Genomic DNA, 20,941 nt, shown 5'->3' with positions numbered 1-20,941 from the left:
CGACGACATCCTGGCCCTCCTCCTGGCCGGCACTCCCGCTCAGGGCCAGTCGCCCGGCACCGCCCTCCAGATGCCGCAGCGACAAGCGGCGCAGCCACAGGAGACGGTCGGCTCCGCGCCGCCCGGGACACCGGCACCGAACACGCTGCCCGCACCGAACACGCTGCCCGCACCGGACCCGCTGCTGTCACCGGACACCCTGATCCGGGACGACTCCGGCGCCGTACGGGGCCGCGATGTGTCGAGTCAGCGCGTCAAGCGGCTGCTGCCCGGCAAGATCCGCGTGTACGACTCGGCCCGGCGGCCCAACCTGCTGGCCGAACAGGACGCGCCCTGGGGCGAGGACGCCTACATCGTCGGCGTGGATCCCGTTCCGGGCGGCGTGGGGACCTACGACGGGCAGGATCTGACCTACGAGGAGTTCGCCGACAGGCTCGCGAACGACCCGGAACTGGCCAAACTGCCCCCGGACGCCGCGGTCGTCCTGACGTTGCCGTACGGGGCGCTGCGCCCGAACCGGGCGTTGCAGCGCGCGGTCGCCGTCCGCCTGGGCCGCAGGGTGTGGGCGCCCAGCGGCGACGGGAGCCTGCACCACGACGGCCAACTGGACGCCGCCGTCCCGGCGCTCTTCGACCCCGGCCCCGACCGGCCGCTCGGCGACTGGGTGCCGTTCGACCCGCCGTACCGCGTCGTGCCGTTCGAGGACCGGAAGTGGCTGGCGCTGGACAACACCCCGTTCCGGGACAGCGACGTGGACCTCCGCCCCATGGTCTCGGAGCGCCACGAGTGGTTCGGCCTGGAGTCTCACCTGGACGACGAGCCCAGGCGACGGCTCAAGGAGCAGCGGTACCGCCGGTTCCCGTACATGAACCGGCTCAAGCACCTGCTGCCCGCGGGTGACGGGTACTACGACGGCAGGACGGAGGAGTTGTCTCCGGACCGGGCGGTGCTCTCCTTCGTCGCGCACGGCAAGCCGGGCCGGGTGGCCGTCGTCGTGAACGGCCGCACGTTGATGCTGGCCACCAGGAACGCGGGACGCTACCTCGGCGGTCTTCAGGAGGTACGCGAACTGCCGCCCGGCTACGGGCTGAACATCCAGGTGTGCTGGAGCGCGTCGGAGGGCGACCCCACCCGTCCGCATCCCTCGTTCGCCCCCGCGCCGTATGTCGACGACCCGCTGGAGGACGTGCCGCTCGGACAGTACGCCGCCAACGAGAGCCGGCGGGTGACGACGACGTACACGCGGCAGACCGGCGTGGACGACGCCGACTCCGGCATCAGGGTGATGATCGACGGTCCGGGTGGCGAGGAAGCGCAGGAGGTCACCCACTGGCCGGAGCCGCTCCCCGACGAACTGGACCAACTGGCCCGGGACGCGGGCCTGTACACCGGTGCCGGGCCCGTGCCGGCGAACGTCCGGCACGTCACGCTGAAGCTGGTGCGAGCGCTGCGGCAGAAGTTCGGCCGGGGCATCGAGGGCGACCGGGCCCAGTACACGCGGGTGCTCCAGGGGATCGCCGCGCTGGAGCGGATGCGCGCCGGCCATCCTGACCTGGGCCGGCTGACGCCGTTCCGCATGGACCTGTGGACCTTCCTGGCCCGCCGCCACTCCGGCTCCTTCACCCCGGGCAGGGCGGCCCACCTGGCCGTTCTCGACGACGCCCGGCGCCGCCTGGCCGAGGACCCGAACGCCCCGCTCCTCCTGGACGACGACCCGGACCTGGAGTACGCCCTCACCCGGCTCGGGCAGGGCGGCGACCAGCTCATCCGGACCCTGCTGAAGCTGCCCGCCGACGAGCCGGTGGGTCACAGGGAGCGGGCGCGGGCCCTTTGGGCGTCCGTCGCCGCCGCGCAGTACCTCGGCACGCTGCCACCGCAGGAGGTCCAGGCGCGGGGCCGCCATGTGCTGCACATGGCGGACGGCATCCCCTGGGACACGTCACGGCAGCAGGCGCTCTGGGAGGTGGCGGCGACGGCTGCCGCGCACGGTGTGGATGTGCGCGACGCCGATGTGCTGGCCGCCTACCACCTCGTGGCGAACGGCGCCTTCGACGCGGCCCAGCAGATCATGAGCAGCGAGCCCGACGACGACGGCGGCCTGCAGGGCTTCAACTGGAGCGGCAGGCCGGCACCGAACGGCGTCGAGTGGAAGCACGTCGACGAGGCCACCACCGGGCCCGACGGCACCGGCGTCCGGGAGCACAGGGCGCCCTGGCGGCCGGGCCCCGCGGACCGGGGCAAGCCCGACAGCAAGCCCATCCTGGTGTGGACCGACACCGACCAGAACGGGCGCCGCGTCCTGCATCTGCCCTCACTCGGCCCGGTCTCCGTGACCGACGGCGAGATGCTGGCCCTGCTGGACCTGATGCCGGTCGAGCTGCGCAGGCTCCGCCTGGGCATACCGCTGGTGTTCCTGGCCACCGGCCCCGGCTCCGGGACCTTGACCGCGCTGCCGCAGAAGTCCTCCGACCACACCGCGCGGCCCACATGGACCCATGGGGCACCGCTGGAGATGACCGAGACCGACCCGTCGGCCCCGCTGCGCATCACGCTGTCCCCCGCGCAGCAGCCGCAGGACCCCCAGCAACCGCAGAACGCGCCGAACGCGCCCGGTTGGGTCCGGACGGTCCGGACCGCCCCCGTTCCCGCCCCCGGTGCCACCGCGACCCCGAGCGTGCAGGGGCCGACCGTGGAGGCGCCCGGCGAGCCGGGCGGTCGCGTGCGTACGGACTGGGTGCAGCGGTACCAAGCCCGGGACGGCGTCGAGGAGTTCGACTCGATCGACCCGGCGCCCTGGGGCCGTGACGCCTATGTGAGCGAAGCGGTGCTCGTGCCTGGTGGCGTACGCATGCCGGACGGGCAGGTGCTGACGTATGAGGAGTACGCCGACAGGCTGGCCGCGGACGCGGAGTTGGCGGGGCGGCCGTCGAGCGCCGAGGTGGTGCTGGCGGTTCCGTACGCGGGTGGCCGGTACCAGCAGTTGATGCGGGTGGTGGCCCGTCGGCTGGGGCGGCGTGTGTGGGCGCCCAGCGGGGACGGCCGGCTGATCCACGAGCCGGACCTGGACGCCCTGGTTCCGACGATCGTCGACGCCGAGCCGGACAACCCGGACACGACGCCGGGCGTCTGGGTGCCGTTCGACCCGCCGGCCGTCGACGTGCCCACCGTGGACCGCACGTGGACGGCGCTGGACGGGACCACGTTCCGCGACAGCGACGTCGAGACCCATCCTCTGGTCTCCAAGAGCCACAGGCGTTTCGGGCGCAGCTCGCTGTGGGGCCACATACGTGCGCGGTTCGAAGAGTTCCGGTCGTACCCGGACACCACGCGGGTCGACCACCGGGTCCGGACCCCGAGAGGACCCGTGACCGTCGGCACGTCCCAGGTGCCGCCGACGGACAGGGCGGTGTACGTCTACAACACCCACGGTCTGCCGGGCGCGCTGGGGCTCAAGCTGGACAGTGGTCGCATCGTGTGGCTGTCCGCCGAGGACGGCGGACGGTACATCGGTGAGCAGCCCGAGGTGGCCGAGCTGCCCGCGGGGTCCACGATCCATCTGGAGGTCTGCTACGGCGCGTCGGCGTCGGACCGTCCGGGGCCCCTGCCCGACACCATGCCGGTGGACCCGGTGGACGACCCGCTGGAGACGCTGCCGCTGGGCCAGCACGTCGCGAACTTCAGCCGGCGGGAGACCACCGCGTTCGAGCTGCAGTCGGGGCTGAGCAGTGTCTCTCGCCTGGAGGGGGAGACGCCCGGCGGGGTGCGAGGAAAGTGGGTCACCTACCGTCCGGAGCCGCTGCCCGAGGAACTGGACCAGCTGGCCCTGGACGCGGGCCTGAACCCCGCCCTGTACCGGGACCAGGCCGAGCTGCGGAAGGCGACCCTCCGTCTGGTCCGGGCCCTGCGCCAGCGCTTCGGCAACGCCGTCGAGGACGACCGCGGGGTGCCCGGCGGTACGTACGAACGCCTGCTCCAGGGCATCGGCGCCCTGGAGACCACGCGTGCGGGCGACCCCGTACTGCGTGGGCTCACGCCGTTCCGTATGGACCTGTGGACCTCCCTGGCCCGCCAGGTGGGCGGCGACGCCCCGGGCCCCGACGCCTACGCGGCCGTTCTGGACGCCGCCCGGACAAGGCCGGACCTCGCGGCGATCGGGCGGCAGCCCTTCTGGGCCTTCGCCGCCCAGCAGCTCAGGGCGAAGAGCGGTGCGGCGCTGACCCGCGACGTCCTGGGACTGCCCGCCTCGGCGCCGGTGAGCGAGCGGGACACCGCCCGCGCCTTCTGGGCTCTGGCCCATGCGGCCGGGCGCCTCGGCCGGATGACGCCGGCCGGGCGGGCGGCGCTCGGCCGCAGGGTCCTTCACCGGGACGTCACGGCCGTGTGGGGCCAGGCGCAGGAGCTGGAGTTCGGGTCGCTGATGGCGAAAGCCGTGGCAGCCGGCCTCGACGGCGCCGACGAGTACGTGCTGGGTGCCCTGCACCTGTCGACCAAGGGCGCGTTCTCGCCGGCCGCCCTGCTCACGGACGGCTCGGGCACGGTCCGCGGTTACAACTGGAGCGGCACCCCGGCTCCGCGGGGTGCGGACATCTCGGTGATCACCTCGAAGCACAACGGGTCGGGCCTCGTCTGGAACGACCCGTCCGAGGGGTCGAACCCGGCGGCGTCCGCCGAGTACCAGATGATCGCCACCGACACCGACGGGACCGGCCGTCCGGTGCTGCACGTGCCCCACCTGCCCCGCCCGGTCCCGGTGGCTCCCGAGGAGCTGCGGGCGCTGCTGTCCCTCGCCCCGCTCGTGCGTGAGAGCGCGGTCACCGTTCCGATGGTCTTCCTGGCCACCGGCCCCGCTCCCCTCGGACCCCGGGCCCCGCAGGCGTTCTCCCAGTCGACCGGGCGGGACAGCCTGCGCGTGCTCACCCTCCCCGACCCGGGCACCGGAGGGCAGGGCACCTGGGAGACGGCGGTGTGGCAGTCGCCCCTCGCGCTCCCCGCGTCGTCGGGAGGTTTCTTCACAGGCCCCGCCCCCACCGCCTCGACGACGGCCACGGACCCGCTGCTGTCCCCGGACACCCTGCCCACGGTGGACCGTACGTGGACGGCGCTGGACGGGACCACGTTCCGCGACAGCGACGTCACCACCCAGCCCCTCAAGTCCCGCGCCCCTGAGCGGTTCGGCCGGACCCATGCCAGGAAGGGCCTGCGGGCGCGTGCGGCGCTGCTGCGGAACCACGGCCACCGGCGCACCCTGCTGCACATGGTGTCCTCGGGCGGCACCGAGGCGGAGAGCGGCGCCGAAGCCACCCCCGCGCACAGCCGCGCGGTCTACGTCCCCCTCGGCCACCCCGGCGGGGTGGAACTGGAGTTGCGTGACGGCCGGACGGTGTGGCTGTCCGCCGAGGACGGCGGACGGTACCTCGGCGGGCTGCCCGAGGTGACCGAACTGCCGCCGGACCACCGGATCAGCCTGGAGGTCCGCCACAGCTCCCCGGCCGACGACCCGAACCGTACGCAGCCGGACCACGATCCGGTGCCCCCGGTGGACGATCCCCTCCAGGACGTGCCCCTCGCCCAGCACATCGCGAACACCAGCCGCCGGGACACCGAGGGCTCCGTGTCCACGGGCGGGCCGACCGAGGACGGCTACGGCTCCGACCTGTACGGCACTCCGGGTGGCGTACCGGGACGCAAGGCGTGGCACCGTCCGGAGCCGCTGCCCGAGGAACTGGACCAGCTGGCCCTGGACGCGGGCCTGAACCCCGCCCTGTACCAGGACCGGGCCGCGTTGCGGGAGGCGACGCTCCGTCTGGTCCGGGCCCTGCGCCAGCGCTTCGGCAACGCCGTCGAGGACGACCGCGGGGTGCCCGGCGGTACGTACGAGCGGGTCCTCCAGGGCATCGGCGCCCTGGAGACCCTGCGCGCGGGCGACCCCGTACTCGGCGCGCTCACCCCGTTCCGCATGGACCTGTGGAGCTTCCTCGCCCGCCGGGCCGCCGGCACCACCTCGGACCAGGACGCCTACCGTCAGGTGCTGGACGCGGCCCGGGAAGGGCTCGCCCGGCGCCCCGGAGCCCGCCTAGGCACCGAGTTCGGCGACCCCGCCCTGGACTACGTCCTCGACGAGTTCACGGCGGACCGAACGGGCGCCGTACGCGACATCCTGGGCCTGGCGGACACGGACCCGGTCAGCCCTCAGCACGTCGCCCGCGCCTTCTGGGCCGCGGCGGCCACCGCCCAGCGGCTGAGCCGGCTCACCCCGGCCGAGCTGGAACGCAAGGGCCGCAAGATCCTGCATCTGTCCGACACCGACCCATGGACCGCGCAGTCGGCGCGGGACCTGGGCCGGCTGGTGGCGCGGGCCCGCGCGGAGGGCCTGGACACCGCCGACGACCATGTGACGGCCGCGTACCACCTCAAGCTCTCCGGCGCCTTCGACCCCGCCACCCACCTGTCCCACCCCTCCCATGTGCGGGGCTACAACTGGAGCGGCACGCCCGCCCCGAACGGCCTGGACGGCGGCCAGGTGCACGCGGTGCGGCGACGGGGCGACGGCAGCACCCGCGTCCTGTCCTTCGCGGCACCGTGGAAGACCACGGGCCGGCCGGCCCGGGTCATCCCGATCTGGACCGACACGGCCGAGGGCGGTGCGCTCCTGCACCTGCCGGGGCTGCGCCGCCCGGTGCGGGTGCCCGACGCGGAACTGCTGGCGCTGCTGGGCCTCGACCCGTACCTGGCCACGCGCAGCCCGAGCCTGCCCGCGCTCTTCGTGATGCCCGGCGCCGAGGGCGCCACGGCACTGGTGCCGCAGCAGTTCTCCGACCGCACCGGCCGGCCGGCCTGGACGTACGACGGCCCGTACGGCGTCACCGAGGTCACCGCGTCCGACCCGCTCCGCCTCACCGTCGACCGCGCCCGGGGAGCGGGCCAGTGGCGCCGGAGCGCCTGGCGGCGGCGGTCCGGGCCGGGCGGCCGCACCACCGGGACCACCAGGACCACCGGGACCACCGGTACCACAGGGACAAAGACGGGCCGCCGGGCCCTCAGGACCGCCTACAGGACGGCCCCCAGGGCCTCCACGGCCCCCACGGCGGCATTGGCCGGCCCGGCGCCGGTTCAGACACCCCAGGCTGATCCCCTGTTCGCTCCCGAGACCCTGCTGAGGATCGCCGACGGCACCCCGCGGGGCCGCAACTGGACGGGCGTGGCCGGGGTCCGGCGGCTCCGGGTCGACCGGGTGGTGGTGTTCGAGGACCGTCCGGGCAAGCCCCGCACGCGGCTGCCGGACCAGTCCGCACCATGGGGCAAGGACGCCTACCTCGTCACCGGCAAGCTCGTCGTCGGCGGCGTCGAGACTCCCGACGGACAGGTGCTGAACTATGTGGAGTACGCCGAGAAGCTCGCCCGGGACCCCGAACTTTCGGCCCTGCCCGACACCTATGACCTGATCCTGGCCATCCCGTACGGCGGCGCCGGGTACCTCATCCTGCTGCGCGTCGTGGCCGACCGCCTCGGGCGCCGCGTCTGGGCGCCCAGCGACATGGGCGGCCTGGAGTACGACGCCGACCTGGACGCCCACGTCCCGGCACTGATCGACACCGACGCCGACGACGTGAACAAGACGGCCGGCGACTGGGTTCCCCTCGACCCGCCCCCGGCGCCCCTGCCCATTCAGGACCGCCCGTGGAAGGCGCGGGACGGGAGGGACTTCCGGGACAGCGACGTCAACACCCGCCCCCTGGTCTTCGACCGCACCTACCGGTTCGGCCGGTTCGCGGTCGACGACACGGTGCGCCCTCGGCTCGAAGACCTGCGGACCTACTTCTTCAAGAACCAGTCGGTACGCCATGTCCCGCTGGCCGGCGGGATCGGGCACTTCGACCTGCAGCCGATCACGCCGCCGAGCCGCGGGATCTATCTCTACGCGGCCCACGGGCTGGCGGGCGTGCTGGGGATGCCCCTGACCGACGGCACGACGGTGTGGCTCGGCGCCGAGGACGGCGGCCGGTACATCGCGGGCCTGCCCGAGGTCATCGAGCTGCCGAAGGACTACAGGATGGTCCTGATGGTCTGCTTCGGCGCCTCGGCGGACGACTTCGGGCGCTTCCAGGCCGTTCATCTGCCGCCGCCCGTCGTGGACGATCCCCTGGAGTCCATGCCGCTCGGCCAGTACGTCGCGAACTTCAGCAGGAGGGAGACGGACGCGTACGAACACTCAAGGTCCCTGAGCCCGACCGCGCTCGGCTACTACGACCCGCCGAGCTGGGCGGCAAAGGGCGTGCAGGGGAAGGTGATCACCTTCGTTCCGGAGCCGACGGACAGCGAGACGGCCCAACTGGCCCGGGACGCGGGGCTGCACAGCGGCGCGGGCCCGGTGTCGTTCTACGACATGTGGCGCACCACCAGGCTGGTGCGGGCGCTGCGGCAGATACTCGGCCACGGCATCGAAGCCGACAAGGGAGTGCAGGGCGGACGGTACGAGCGGGCGCTGAGCGGCCTGGGCGCGCTGGAGCGCCTGCGCGCCAACGACACGGGCATGGGCGGCTTCACACCGTTCCGGAAGGAACTGTGGCAGTCCCTGGCCGCGGGGCTGCCCAAGCAGTCCTGGGACCCGGGCGGTTACCTCCAGGTCCTCGACCTGGCCCGGCAGCAGATCACCCTGGACCCGAAGGCCCAGCTCAGCGCGGTGGTCCCCAGCCAGCCCCTGACGTACGCCCTGAACGAGCTCTCGGCGCAGAACGACCAGCTGGTGCGGGACGTGCTTCAGCTGCCCGCCACCGAGCCGGTGGGCCTGCTGGGGTACGCGAGGACCTTCTGGGCACTGGCCCGCGTCTCCCACCAGATCGGCAACACGCCGCCCGCGGACCTGGAGAGGGTCGGACGGAGCGTCCTCCACCTGGCGCCCGGCACCCCCTGGACGCAGGACCGGCAGAAGGACCTTGTCCTGCTGATCGCGCGGGTCGTCGCCGACGGCATGAACTCCTTTGACCAGAATGTGCTGGGCGCCTACGACCTGATGGCCAAGGGCGCCTTCGACTGGTCCGTGGAACTCCACGACAGCGGGGCCCTGCGCGGCTACGACTGGAGCGGCACCCCGGCGCCCCACGGCGTGGACACCACCCGGATCGGCACGGAGGTCCCGGGGCCGAACGGGCCCGTCGTCCAGTGGCACAAGGCACCCTGGCTGCCCGCGGCCGGCACCGCCACCGGAGGCACCGCCACCGGAGGCACCGGCACTGGCACCGGAGGCACCGGCACTGGCACCGGAGGCACCGGCACCGGCACCGGAGGCGCCACCGCTACGGACGACTACCTGGTGATCGCCACCGATGTCGCCGTGAACGGCGATCCGGTTCTGCACCTGCCCGGCGCGTCCGGGATTCAGGTGCCCCCCGGCCAGCTCCTCGCGTTGGCGGACATGGCCCCGCTGGTGAGGTTCAGTCCCGTCGCCACGAAGGTGGTCTTCGCCACCTCCGGCCTGGGTACCGCCCAGGCGGACTGGCCGCAGAAGTTCAGCAACTGGACCGGCCGGAAGGCCCTGAGCTACACGGGGCCGCTCGAACTGCGGCCGGCCCCGCCCGCACAGAGCGGTCCGAACTCCGGCAGCCCGGCCCAGGGCGGCCCTTCGCAGGGCGGGACGAACCCGTTCAACGCGTCCGGTCCGCTGAGTCTCGTCGCCCGGGTCGAGCCGGCGCACGGTCTGCCGGGCGACTGGATGGAGACGTTCTTCGGCGGCCAGGCCGTCGTCGTACCCACACCTCCACCCGCGCTTCCGGCCCCGGCACCGGCACCGGTACAGCCCTCTGCACCGGCACCGGCACCCACGTACGTCCCGCCGTCCGCCACCCCGGCCTCCGACCCGATGCTGTCCCCGGCGACCCTGATCCGGGACGCCTCCGGCAGGGTGCGGGGCCGCAACTGGTCGGGCGAGCAGGCCGGTTCGCTGACGGCCGACAAGATCCGGGTCTACGACACCTCGGGCGCCGTGCCGGCGCTGGTCTCGGAACGGGACGCGCCCTGGAGCGCCGACGCCTACGTGGTGGGTGCCGACGACGCCGACGACGGCACCGTATGGGCCGACGGGCAGGAGCTGACCTACGAGGAGTTCGCCGAAAAGCTCGCGAGGGACCCGGAGCTGGCGAAGCTGCCGCCCCACGCCGAGATCGTGCTGGCGGTCCCGTACGCGGGCGACCAGTACCTGGAGCTGATGCGGGCGGTGGCCCGGCGGCTCGGGCGCCGCGTCTGGGCGCCCAGCGGCGACGGGCGCCTGCACCACGACGACACCCTGAACGCCCACGTTCCCGCGCTGCTCGACGCCGACCCCGACGACGAGAGCACGCCGGTCGGCGACTGGGTGCCGTTCGACCCGCCGGCCACGGAGGCCCCGTACGAGGACCGTGAGTGGACGGCGCTGGACGGGACGAAGTTCCGCGACAGCGACGTCGACACCCGGCCCATCGTCACCGACCGGCACGAGCGGATCGGCCGTTCGTCGATCGAGGACGACATGCGGGTCCGGGAAGAGCTGCTGCGCTCGTACTTCGACAAGCAGCACCTCGTGCACACGGTGTCCACGAGTGACGGCGAGGACGCGGACGTCACCACCGAGGCCGCCCCGGCGCCGAACCGTGCGGTCTACCTCTACTACGGGCACGGGCTGCCGGGCGGGGTGGCACTGCGCCTGCGCAGCGGGAAGACCGTGTGGCTGAGCGCGGAGGACGGCGGGCGGTACATCGGCGGGCAGCGCGAGGTCAGGGAGCTGCCGCCGGGCCACACGATCGGACTGGAGGTCTGCTACGGGTCGTCGGCCGGCGATCCGCGCAGGAAACAGCAGGACCATGCTCCAGCGCCCGCCGTCGACGACCCGCTGGACGAGGTGTCGCTCGCCCAGCACGTCGCGAACGTCTCCCGGAGGGCCACCAAGGGGTCCTCCGTGAAGAGCGCGCTGAGCCCGGACAGCTTCATCCTCTACGACACGCCCGGCGGGGTGCGGGGACGCAGTGACACCGCCCTGCCGGAGCCGCTGCCCGAGGAACTGGACCGGCTGGCCCGGATCGCGGGCCTGAACCACGGCCTGTACCAGAACCAGGCCGAGGTGCGGAAGGTGACGCTCCGTCTGGCCCGCGCTCTGCGGGAGGCGTTCGGCACCGACGTCGAGAAGGACCGCTGGGTGCCCGGCGGCACCTACGAGCGGGCGCTGACGGGCATCGGCGCCCTGGAAACCATGCGCGCCAACGACCCGGCCCTGCGCTGGCGCACGCCGTTCCGCCTGGACCTGTGGGCCTTCCTGGCGCGCAAGGCCGCGGGCGGCGCCCCGAACGAAGCCGCCTACCTCCAGGTGCTCGACCTCGCCCGGGACGCGGTCGCGCAGCGGCCCGGCGCCGCCCTCAGCGCGGAGATCAACGACAACGCGCTGGGCCACGCCGTGAACCAGTTCGCGGGCGGCGGCAACGCCACCCTGGTGCGCACCACCCTGGGCCTGCCCGCCACCACCCCGGTGGGCCGCCCGGAGATCGCCCGCGCCTTCTGGGCGACGGCCGCCGCCGCCCAGATCCTCGCCGAGCTGTCCCCCGGCGACCGGGAGCGGCTGGGCCGCAGGGTCCTGCACCTGTCGTCCACGGACCCGTGGGACCAGCACAGGGAGCTGGAACTCGCCGACCTGATGGCACAGGCCCGCGCGGCCCGACTGGACATCACCGACGAGCATGTGCTGGCCGCGTTCCACTGGCAGTCGCTCGGCGCGTTCAAGGCGCCCCACCTGCTCAGCGACGGCCAGTTGCTCCAGGGCTACAACTGGAGCGGTGAGCAGGCTCCCCACGGTGTGGACACGGACCGTGTGTACGCGCGGATACGGCAGGGCGGCAAGCTGCTCACCACCGAGACGACCGCGCCCTGGAAGGGCAAGGACAAGAAGCGGCGGACGCTGCTGATCTGGACCGGCTCGGACAGCCAGGGCCGCGTGGTGATGAACCTGCCCGGACGGCCCCCGACGCCGATACCCGACGAGGAACTCCAGGCCCTGCTCGACCTCAGCACGGTCCTGGCCCAGATGCCCCTCACCCTCTCGGTGGCCTTCCTGACCTCCGGTTCCCCCTTCGACGGACGCCGCCTGACCCAGCCCTTCTCCCACCGCACCGGCCGCGACGCCTTCAGCTACAGCGGCCCCCTCGCCCTGGAGGAGGAGTCCCCGGGCGCCCCGCTGCGCATCACCGCCAACCGTGCCAGGAAGCTGGGGATGTGGCGGCGGACCCAGTGGAAGGCCCCGTCGGCCGGGCAGCAGTCCACCACCGCGTCGAACGCCCCCTCGAACCGCCCGCCGAACGCTCCGGCCAACGCCCTGACGGCCACCCGCCTCTCGACGGCGCCCGTCACCGGCCCCGCCCAGCCGGCCCCGGACCCGCTGCTGCACCCGTCGACCCTGGCCACGGATGCCGCCGGTGCGGTGCGCGGGCGCAACCTGTCGAGCGAGGTGGTCGAGCGGCTGCTGCCCGGCAAGATCCGGGTCTACGACACCTCGGACCCCGATCCGAAGCTGGTGTCGGAGCGGGACGCGCCCTGGGACGACAACGCGTACGTGGTCGACGGCGACGCGATACCGGGCGGCGTACGCACCTACGACGGGCAGGAGCTGACCTACGAGGAGTTCGCCGAAAGGCTCGCGAGGGACCCGGAGCTGGCGAAGCTGCCGCCCCACGCCGCGATCGTGCTGGCGGTCCCGTACGCGGGCGCCCAGTACCTGGACCTGATGCGGGCGGTGGCCCGGCGGCTGCGGCGGCGTGTCTGGGCGCCCAGCGGCGACGGGCGTCTGGTGCGCGACGACACCCTGAACGCCCACGTTCCCGCGCTGCTCGACGCCGACCCCGAGGACAAGAGCACGCCGGTCGGCGACTGGGTGCCGTTCGACCCGCCGGCCACGGAGGCCCCGTACGAGGACCGTGAGTGGACGGCGGCGGACGGGACGAGGTTCCGTGACAGCGACGTCGACACCCGGCCCATCGTCAGCGACGGGCACCAGCGGTTCGGCCGTATGTCGATCGGGGACTCCAGGCGTCTGCGGGAACGTCTGCTGCGTTCGTACTTCACCAAGCGGCAGGTCGAGCACTCGGTGGCCACGGCCGAGGGCGATGTGGACCTCAGCAGCGAGACCGTGCCGGCGCCGGCCCCGGCGGTCTACACCTACTACGCCCATGGCATCCCGGGCGGGCTGGCACTGCGCCTGCGCAACGGCAGGGCCGTGGTGCTGAGCGCGGAGGACGGCGCGCGGTACATCGGCGGGCTGCGCGAGGTCAGGGAGCTGCCGAAGGACCACAGGATGAGCCTGGAGGTCTGCTACAGCTCCTCGGCGGGCGACCCGAAGCGCCGGCAGGAGGCCCATGCCGCGCCGCCCCCCGTGGACGATCCTCTGGAGGACGTCCCGCTCGCTCAGCACCTGGCGAACCTCACCCGCCGGGACGTCGAAGGGTCCGTCCTCGCCAACGCGCTGACCGACGACAGCTTCACGCTGATGGACACGCCCGGAGGCCTGCCCGGAGCCAAGGCGTGGCACCGTCCCGAGCCGCTGCCGGAGGAACTGGACCAGCTGGCCCTGGACGCGGGCCTGAACCCCGCCCTGTACCAGGACCGGGCCGAGGTACGGGAGGTGACGCTCCGTCTGGTCCGCGCCCTGCGGAAGGCGTTCGGCACCGGTGTCGAGGACGACCGTGGGGTGCCCGGCGGCAGGTACGAGCGGGTCCTCAAGGGCATCGGCGCCCTGGAGACCCTGCGGGCGGGCGACCCGGCCCTGCGCCGGCTCACCCCGTTCCGCATGGACCTGTGGACCATCCTGGCCCAGGACTCCCCCGGCACACCTCCGGACGACGCGGCCTATCTGAGGGTGCTGGACGTGGCCGAGGCGCAGCTGGCCCAGCAACCCGGTGCCCACCTCAGCACGGTTGCGGGTGACGCCGGTCTCGACTACGCCCTGAACACGTTCGCCGGGGACCACCTCTTCCTGGTGCGCACCATGCTGGACCTGCGGGACACGGACCCGGTGAGCCCTCGGGACGTCGCCCGCGTCTTCTGGGCGACGGTCGCCGCCGCCCAGGTGTCGGCCGAGCTCTCACCGGCCGAGATGGAGCTCGTGGGCCGAGGAGCCCTCCATCTGCCCTCCACCGCCCCGTGGAACGACCAGATGGAACTGATCCTGGGCACCTTGATGATCAAGGCTCACGCGGCGGGGCTGGACATCACCGACGGGTATGCCCTGGCCGCCTTCCACTGGAAGACCCTCGGCGCCTTCGATCCGCCCAGCCGGCTCACCGACGGTCACGAGTTCCAGGGCTACAACTGGAGCGGCGAGCCGGCTCCCCACGGTGTGGACACCGACCACGTGTACGCGCGGGTACCCGGCGGGAACGGGACCGCCGTCACGTCGTCACCGGCGCCCTGGAAAGACACGAACAAGCCGCAGGGCACCAACACGGCGAACGTCAGGGACAAGCGGCCCTGGGTGATCTGGACCGACACCGACGACCAGGGCCACGTGGTGATGCACGTGCCCGGCTGGCCCCCTACGGCGATACCCGACGGGGAACTGCGGGCACTGCTCGACCTCAGTCCGCACCTGACCCAGGGCTCCGTCTTCCGTCCCCTGATCTTCCCGATGTCCGGATTCGGGACCGGAGGGCACCCGCGTACGCAGCTGTTCTCCACCTACACCGGCCGGAGGGCATGGAGTTACAACGGCCCCGTCGAGATGGAGGAGCACTCCCCGAACGCCCCGCTGCGCATCACCGCCGACCGGACCCAGCAGCAGGGGAGGTGGCGCCTGACGAGGTGGCTGCCTCGGGCCACCCCGCAGCAGCCCGCCCAGGCTCCCGCTCCCTCCCAGGCTCCCGCTCCGACCACGGCGCACCTCACCACGTCCGCCGCCGGCTCCCCCCAGCCTGCCGTGGACACGCTGCTCACGCCCGAGACCCTGATGCGGGACGCCTCCGGCGCGGTGCGGGGCCGCAACTGGTCGAGCGAGCCGGTCCGGCGGATCCTGCCCGGCAGGATCCGCGTCCAGGACTCGGCTGCGCGGCCGACGACTCTGGACGAACAGGACGCGCCCTGGGGCGACGCCTATGTGGTGGACGCCGACCTCGCCCGGGACGGCCGGGTACGGACCCGCGACGGGGAGGAACTCACCTACGAGGAGTTCGCCGAGAAGCTGGCGAGCGACCCGGAGCTGGCGGCACTGCCCCCGAGCACCGCGGTGGTCCTGGCGATCCCGTACGCCGCCACCCAGTACCTGGACCTGATGCGGGCCGTCGGCCGCCGGCTCGGGCGCCCCGTCTGGGCCCCCAGCGGCGACGGGCGCCTGCACTACGACGACACCCTGGACGCCCACGTTCCCGTGCTCGTCGACCACGGCGACCGGCGCATCGGCGACTGGGTGCCCTTCGACCCGGCCACCGTCAACCCGGCCGCCGCCGACACCCCGTACGAGGACCGGGAGTGGACGGCGGTGGACGGGACGACGTTCCGCGACAGCGACGTCGACACCTGGCCACTGATCTCCCGCGGCCATGAACGGTTCGGCCGGATGTCCCTTCCGCGCGAGGACAGGCGGAAGGCGGAGCCGAAGATGCGCACCCGCCCCGAGGCGCGGTTCCTCGCCCATCTGGTCCGGGCCGGCGGCTCCTTCCGTCCGGTCGGCTATGAGCCGGTCAACCCGTCCAACGCGGTCTACGTCTTCGCCGGCCACGGCAGGCCCGGTGGGCTGGCGCTCGCCCTGCGCGACGGACGGACGGTGTGGCTGAGCGCCGAGGACGGCGCACGGTATGTCGGCGGGCTCCCTGAAGTGAGGGAGCTGCCCGACGGCTACGGCATCGAGGCGGAGGTGTGCTGGAGCGCGTCGGTCGGTGATCCGCGGCGCCCCTCCACCTTGAACGAATCCGCGCCCGTGGCCGACGATCCGCTGGAGGACGTTCCGTTCGGACAGCATCTCGCCAATGTCAGCCGGCGCTCGACCACCGCCGTCACCCGGCCTTCGGGAGTCGACAACGGGGTCCTGACACAGATGAGCACCCCCGGTGGCGAGCGCGGACGCAGGGTCACCTACCTCCCCGAGCCGCTGGACAGCGAACTGGACACGCTGGCGGTGACGGCAGGGCTGCACGACGGCAACGGACCGGCGTCACCGGAGGTACGGAAGACCACACTGAAACTGGTGCGCGCGCTGCGGTCCGTGTTCGGCAACGAGATCGAGGCCGACCGCGGCGTGAAGGGCGGCCGCTACGAGCGCGTCCTGGCGGGGATCGGCGCGCTGGAGTCCAGGCGCGCGAACGACCCGGCGCTGCGCGCGATCACACCGTTCCGCCTGGGCATGTGGACCTTCCTCGCCCGCCAGCGGACCGGCGGCGCCACCGACCCGCCCCTGGGCGCCTACCTGGCCGTACTCGACCACGCCCGCGCCCACCGCGACGAGCCCGTGCTCCGCCCGGACGCCCCGCTGCCGGCCCTCCAGTTCGCCGTCGGCCAGATGGCGGCACCGAACAGCGATGCCACGGTCAGGTCCGTACTGGACCTGGACGCCTCCGCGCCGGTGGGCGAGCGGCAGCGCGGCAAGGCCTTCTGGGCGTACGCCGGTGCCGCCTGGTGGCTCGGCCAGAAGTCCCCGTCGGACCGGGAACGGCTCGGCCGCAAGGTGCTGCACCTGGGCCCCACCGCCCCGTGGACCCTGCAACACACCACAGATCTGTGGCTGCTGGTGGCGCGGGGCATGGCGACCGGTGCCGGTGTCGGCGACGCCGTGCTCGGCGCCCTGCACCTGAAGCAGGGCGGCGCCTTCGACCCGTCCACGGAACTGCCCAGCGGGCAGGGCGTGGTGGGCTACAACTGGGGTGGCAAGCCCGCCCCGCACGGGGTGAACTGGTCGGCCGTGCACAGGGTGCGGCAGGGGCAGCGACCGCAGTCGTTCGTACCGTCCTGGGCGGGCGCCGGACGCGCGGTACCGGCCCTGGTGTGGACGGACAGCGACCCGTCCGGCGGCCATGTGCTGCACCTGCCCCGCCTCGGCGCGGTTCCCGTCCCCGACGACGAACTCCTGGCGCTGCTGGCCATGGCACCCCACCTGACCAAGGACGCCACCTTCCCCGTGCTCTTCCTCGGATCGGGCACGGCCGCCCCCGGTCGGCAGCTGACGCAGAAGTACTCCGACCTCAGCGGTCGGCAGAGCTGGGGCTACGAAGGCAGGCTTCAGGTGGCCGAGATCCACCCTGACCGGCCCCTGCAGATCCTCACCCTGCCCGACGGAACCACACAGGGCGCCGGACCGTGGGTCGAGACCGCCTGGCGGGCCCCGGCCACCCCCGGCCTCATCGCCCCGCCCGCCGCCCCCTCCAAGCCCACCGACGTACCGGATGCCGCCGCGCCGACCGTGTTCGGCCCCGACACCCCCGGCCCCGCCGCCCTCCAGGGCCCGCAGTGGCCGGACCCGCTGCTGGCACCGCAGACCCTGATGCGGGACGCCACCGGCGCCGTACGAGGCCGCAACTGGACGGGCCTGCCGATCGGCACACTGCTGGCCGACCGGGCGGTGGTGTACGAGGTCCCGCCGAAAGCGCCCCGCAAGCGGGTGCGGGACGCGAACGCGCCCTGGGGCACGAACGCGTACCTGATCGGGGCGAAGCACACCGGAGACCGGGTGCGGACCCACGACGGACAGGAGCTGACGTACGAGGAGTTCGCCGACAAGCTCGCGAACGACCCGGAACTGTCCCGGCTGCCCAAGGACGCCCCGGTGGTCCTGGCCCTGTCCTACGCGGGCGCCCAGTACCTGGACCTGCTGCGGGTCGTGGCCGCACGGCTCGGCCGCACCGTGTGGGCGCCCAGCGACGAGGGCGGCCTGGTGTACGACAGCGACCTGGACGCGTATGTACCGGCACTGGTCGACAGCGATCCCGGCAACCCCGAGAAAACCGCCGGTGACTGGATCCCGTTCGCCCCGCCGACCGTCAACGCGCCCGCCTTCGACCGCGAGTGGACGGCGCTCGACGGAAGGAAGTTCCGCGACAGCGACGTCGACACCCGGGCCCTGGTCTCCGAGACCCATGAGCGCTTCGGCCGGATGTCGGCCGACGGAGCTCGCGATCGCCTGCGCCATCTGCGGACGTATCTCACCAAGCAGAAACTGGAGCACTGGGTCCAGACGGCCGACGGATACCACCAGCGCTCCTCGGCGGCGAAACCCCCGACCAGCGCCGTGTACGTCTACGCGGCCCATGGGCTGCCGGGCGTCCTGGTGCTGCACCTGCGCGACGGCAGTACGGTGAAGCTGTCCGCCGAGGACGGCGCGGAGTACATCGCCGGACTGCGCGAGGTGGCCGAACTGCCGCCCGGCTACGGCATGGAGCTGGAAGTCTGTTTCGGCGCCACGGCGGCCGACCGGCAGGGCCACGCGGCCAATCTGCCGCCGCGCCTCGTCAACGACCCGCTGGAGTTCGTGTCGCTCAGCCAGGCCGTCGCGACGCGAACCAGGCGGAACGTGACCGGCTCCTCCCTGGTGGCCGCGCTGGACGAGACCGGCTACCTGCTGTACGACCTGCCGAGCGGAATGCAGGGGAAGACCGTCACGCACCATCCCGAGCCTGTGGGCCCCGAGCTGGACGAGCTGGCCAGGATGGCCGAACTGCACCAGGGCCCCGGCCCCGCGCCGGCCGCGGAGCGCATCACCGCGCTGCGCATGGCGCGGGCGCTGCGGAACGTGTTCGGCACGAACATCGAGAAGGACCGCGGTGTGCCGGGCGGCAGGTACGAGTGGGCCATGAAGGGCATGGGCGCGGTGGAGCGGCTGCGCCGCAACGACCCGGACATGCTCCGGTTCACGCCGCTCCGGATGGAGCTGTGGCGCGGTCTCGTCAAGGACAACGGCGGCAACCTGCAGTCCGTCAACGACCACTGGCAGGCGCTGGCGAGGGCGCAGCAGCTGACAGCCCAGCAGCCGGACGCCAAGTTCAGCGAGGTGAGCAAGGATCCGCACCTGCGCTACGCCCTGGACAGGTTCAGGAGCCAGGGTGACGACCTGGCGCGGCGCGTCCTGAACCTCGGCTCCTCCCAGCCGGTACGCACCAAGGAGTTCGGGCGGGCCCTGTGGGCGCTGGCGCGTGCCCATGAATGGGTCGCCTCGATGTCGGGCGCGGACCTGGAGACACACGGCCGCAAGGTCCTCCACATGGCTGCGGGCGACCCGTGGAACGAGGCGACGGAGTGGGAGTTCACCCTGCTGATCGCGCAGGTGGTCTACGAGGGGCTGCCCGGGATCACCCCCGAACTGCTGGCCGCTTGGCATCTTCGGACGAAGGGCGCCTTCGAACCGGCCGTCGAGCTTCGGCACGGCGGAAAGGCCGAGGGCTACAACTGGAGCGGCACACCGGCGCCGCACGGGGTGGACATCTCGCAACTCGGCATGGAACAGCCGGGACCGTCCGGGCCGGTCGTCCGGTGGGTCCGGCCGCCCTGGCTGATCGACCAGGGCACCGGCGAGCACACACTGATCGCCACCGACACCGGTCCGAACGGCGAGCCGGTCCTGCATCTGCCCCGACTGTCGGGGGTCCAGGTGACGCCCGCCGAGCTGTTGGCGCTGGTGAACCTCGCTCCCCTGGTGTTCTACAGCAAGCTCAAGACGCCCGTGACGTTCCTGAGTTCGGGCCTGGGCGCCGGGTCGGCGAACACGCCGCAGCGTTACTCCAACCACACCGGCCGGAACAGCCTCAGCTACACCGGCCCCCTCACGCTGGTCCCGGCCTCAGCGTTCCCGTCCGCCACGACCCCGGCGGCCCCCTCCGGTCCGCTGCGGATCGTCGCCCGGCTCGACCCGGCCACCGGGCAGCCGGGGAACTGGATGCAGACGGGCTGGCGCAGGCCGGCGACCCTCGTATCCCTGTCCTCGAACGTGCCCGCGCCCGCGTCCCAGCCGCCGGCGGGCTCGGCTGCGCCGTCGGCGCCGGGGGCTCCGGCGACGTTCACGGCGGAAGCTTTCGGTCCTGCGGCGCTCGACGCCGAGCCGCCGTACGACGTCGTGTCACGACGCATCACCGACCTCACGGATGTCACCGACGTCACCGATGTCCCTGACAGCGTGAGTGAGGCGGACGTCACGGATGTCACGGACGACACGGATGTCGCCGATCTCGCCGATCTCGCTGATCTCGCCGATCTGACCGATCTCGCGGACGTCAAGGATGTCGTGGACGGTGCGGACGGTGCGGGCCCGGTGGACCCCGTGGACCCCGCGGGCGCCACCGGACCCGAGCGCACCGCAGAGCCGGAGGGCTATCTGCGGACCGGAGCGGACACCGCGGCACTCGACGGCACGGCCTTCACGCTGCACGAGGCGCCGACGGACGGCGATCCCCTCGCCGACCCCCTCGCCGACGCCCTCCTGACCGCCGCCCGCGACGCGAACCCGGGAGCGCTGGACGGCTCGGGCGCCGACACCTCCGAGGCCTTCCGCGTCTGGCTGGCGCAGCAGGTCACCGACGACGGCGTCGGCGAGGAGGCGCTGCCCCCGCTGGACCGCAACCGGAGTGTCCCGCAGGCCCTGCTGGAGGCGATCGGTGTGCGGTTGAGCGCCGTGCAGCAGATGCAGGCGACCTTGCTCGGCGGTGAACTGCCGATTCTGGAAGCCGAGCTGACACCCGCTCAGCGCCTGCGGCTGCTGCTGCGGGACCCCTCGTACGGGCTCCAGGGCGACACGGCGCCGGGCGCCGTGCTGCTGGCGACCGCCGCGCGCGTCCTCGGCTTCGAGGTGGCCGTGGTGGCGCCGGACGGACAGGTGACCCGCTACGGCCTGCCCGGGGGCGTCGCCGCCACCGCGCCCGTCCCGCTCGTCCTCCTCGTCCTCGACGGGGACCGTTACGTCGTCGGCCTGCCGCCCCGGCCCGTCGGCTCGGCCGACCTGACCCCACCTGCCCTGACCTGA

At 73.1% G+C, this 20,941-nt stretch carries 1 protein-coding gene (cut by a window edge); it reads left to right on the top strand.

The window, feature by feature from the left end; genetic code table 11:
• Nucleotides 1-20,941 carry the 3' portion of a lonely Cys domain-containing protein gene (locus tag IE262_RS23395; RefSeq protein ID WP_229877417.1) on the top strand. It extends 15,494 nt beyond the left edge of the window, so only the last 20,941 of its 36,435 coding nucleotides appear in the window; the start codon falls outside the window, past its left edge; it ends in the stop codon at nt 20,939-20,941.

Origin of the sequence: Streptomyces bluensis (assembly GCF_014650715.1) — a bacterium.
GTDB lineage: Bacteria > Actinomycetota > Actinomycetes > Streptomycetales > Streptomycetaceae > Streptomyces > Streptomyces bluensis.
Note: the sequence above shows the minus strand (reverse complement) of the source record. Positions and strands in the feature narration are given on the sequence as shown.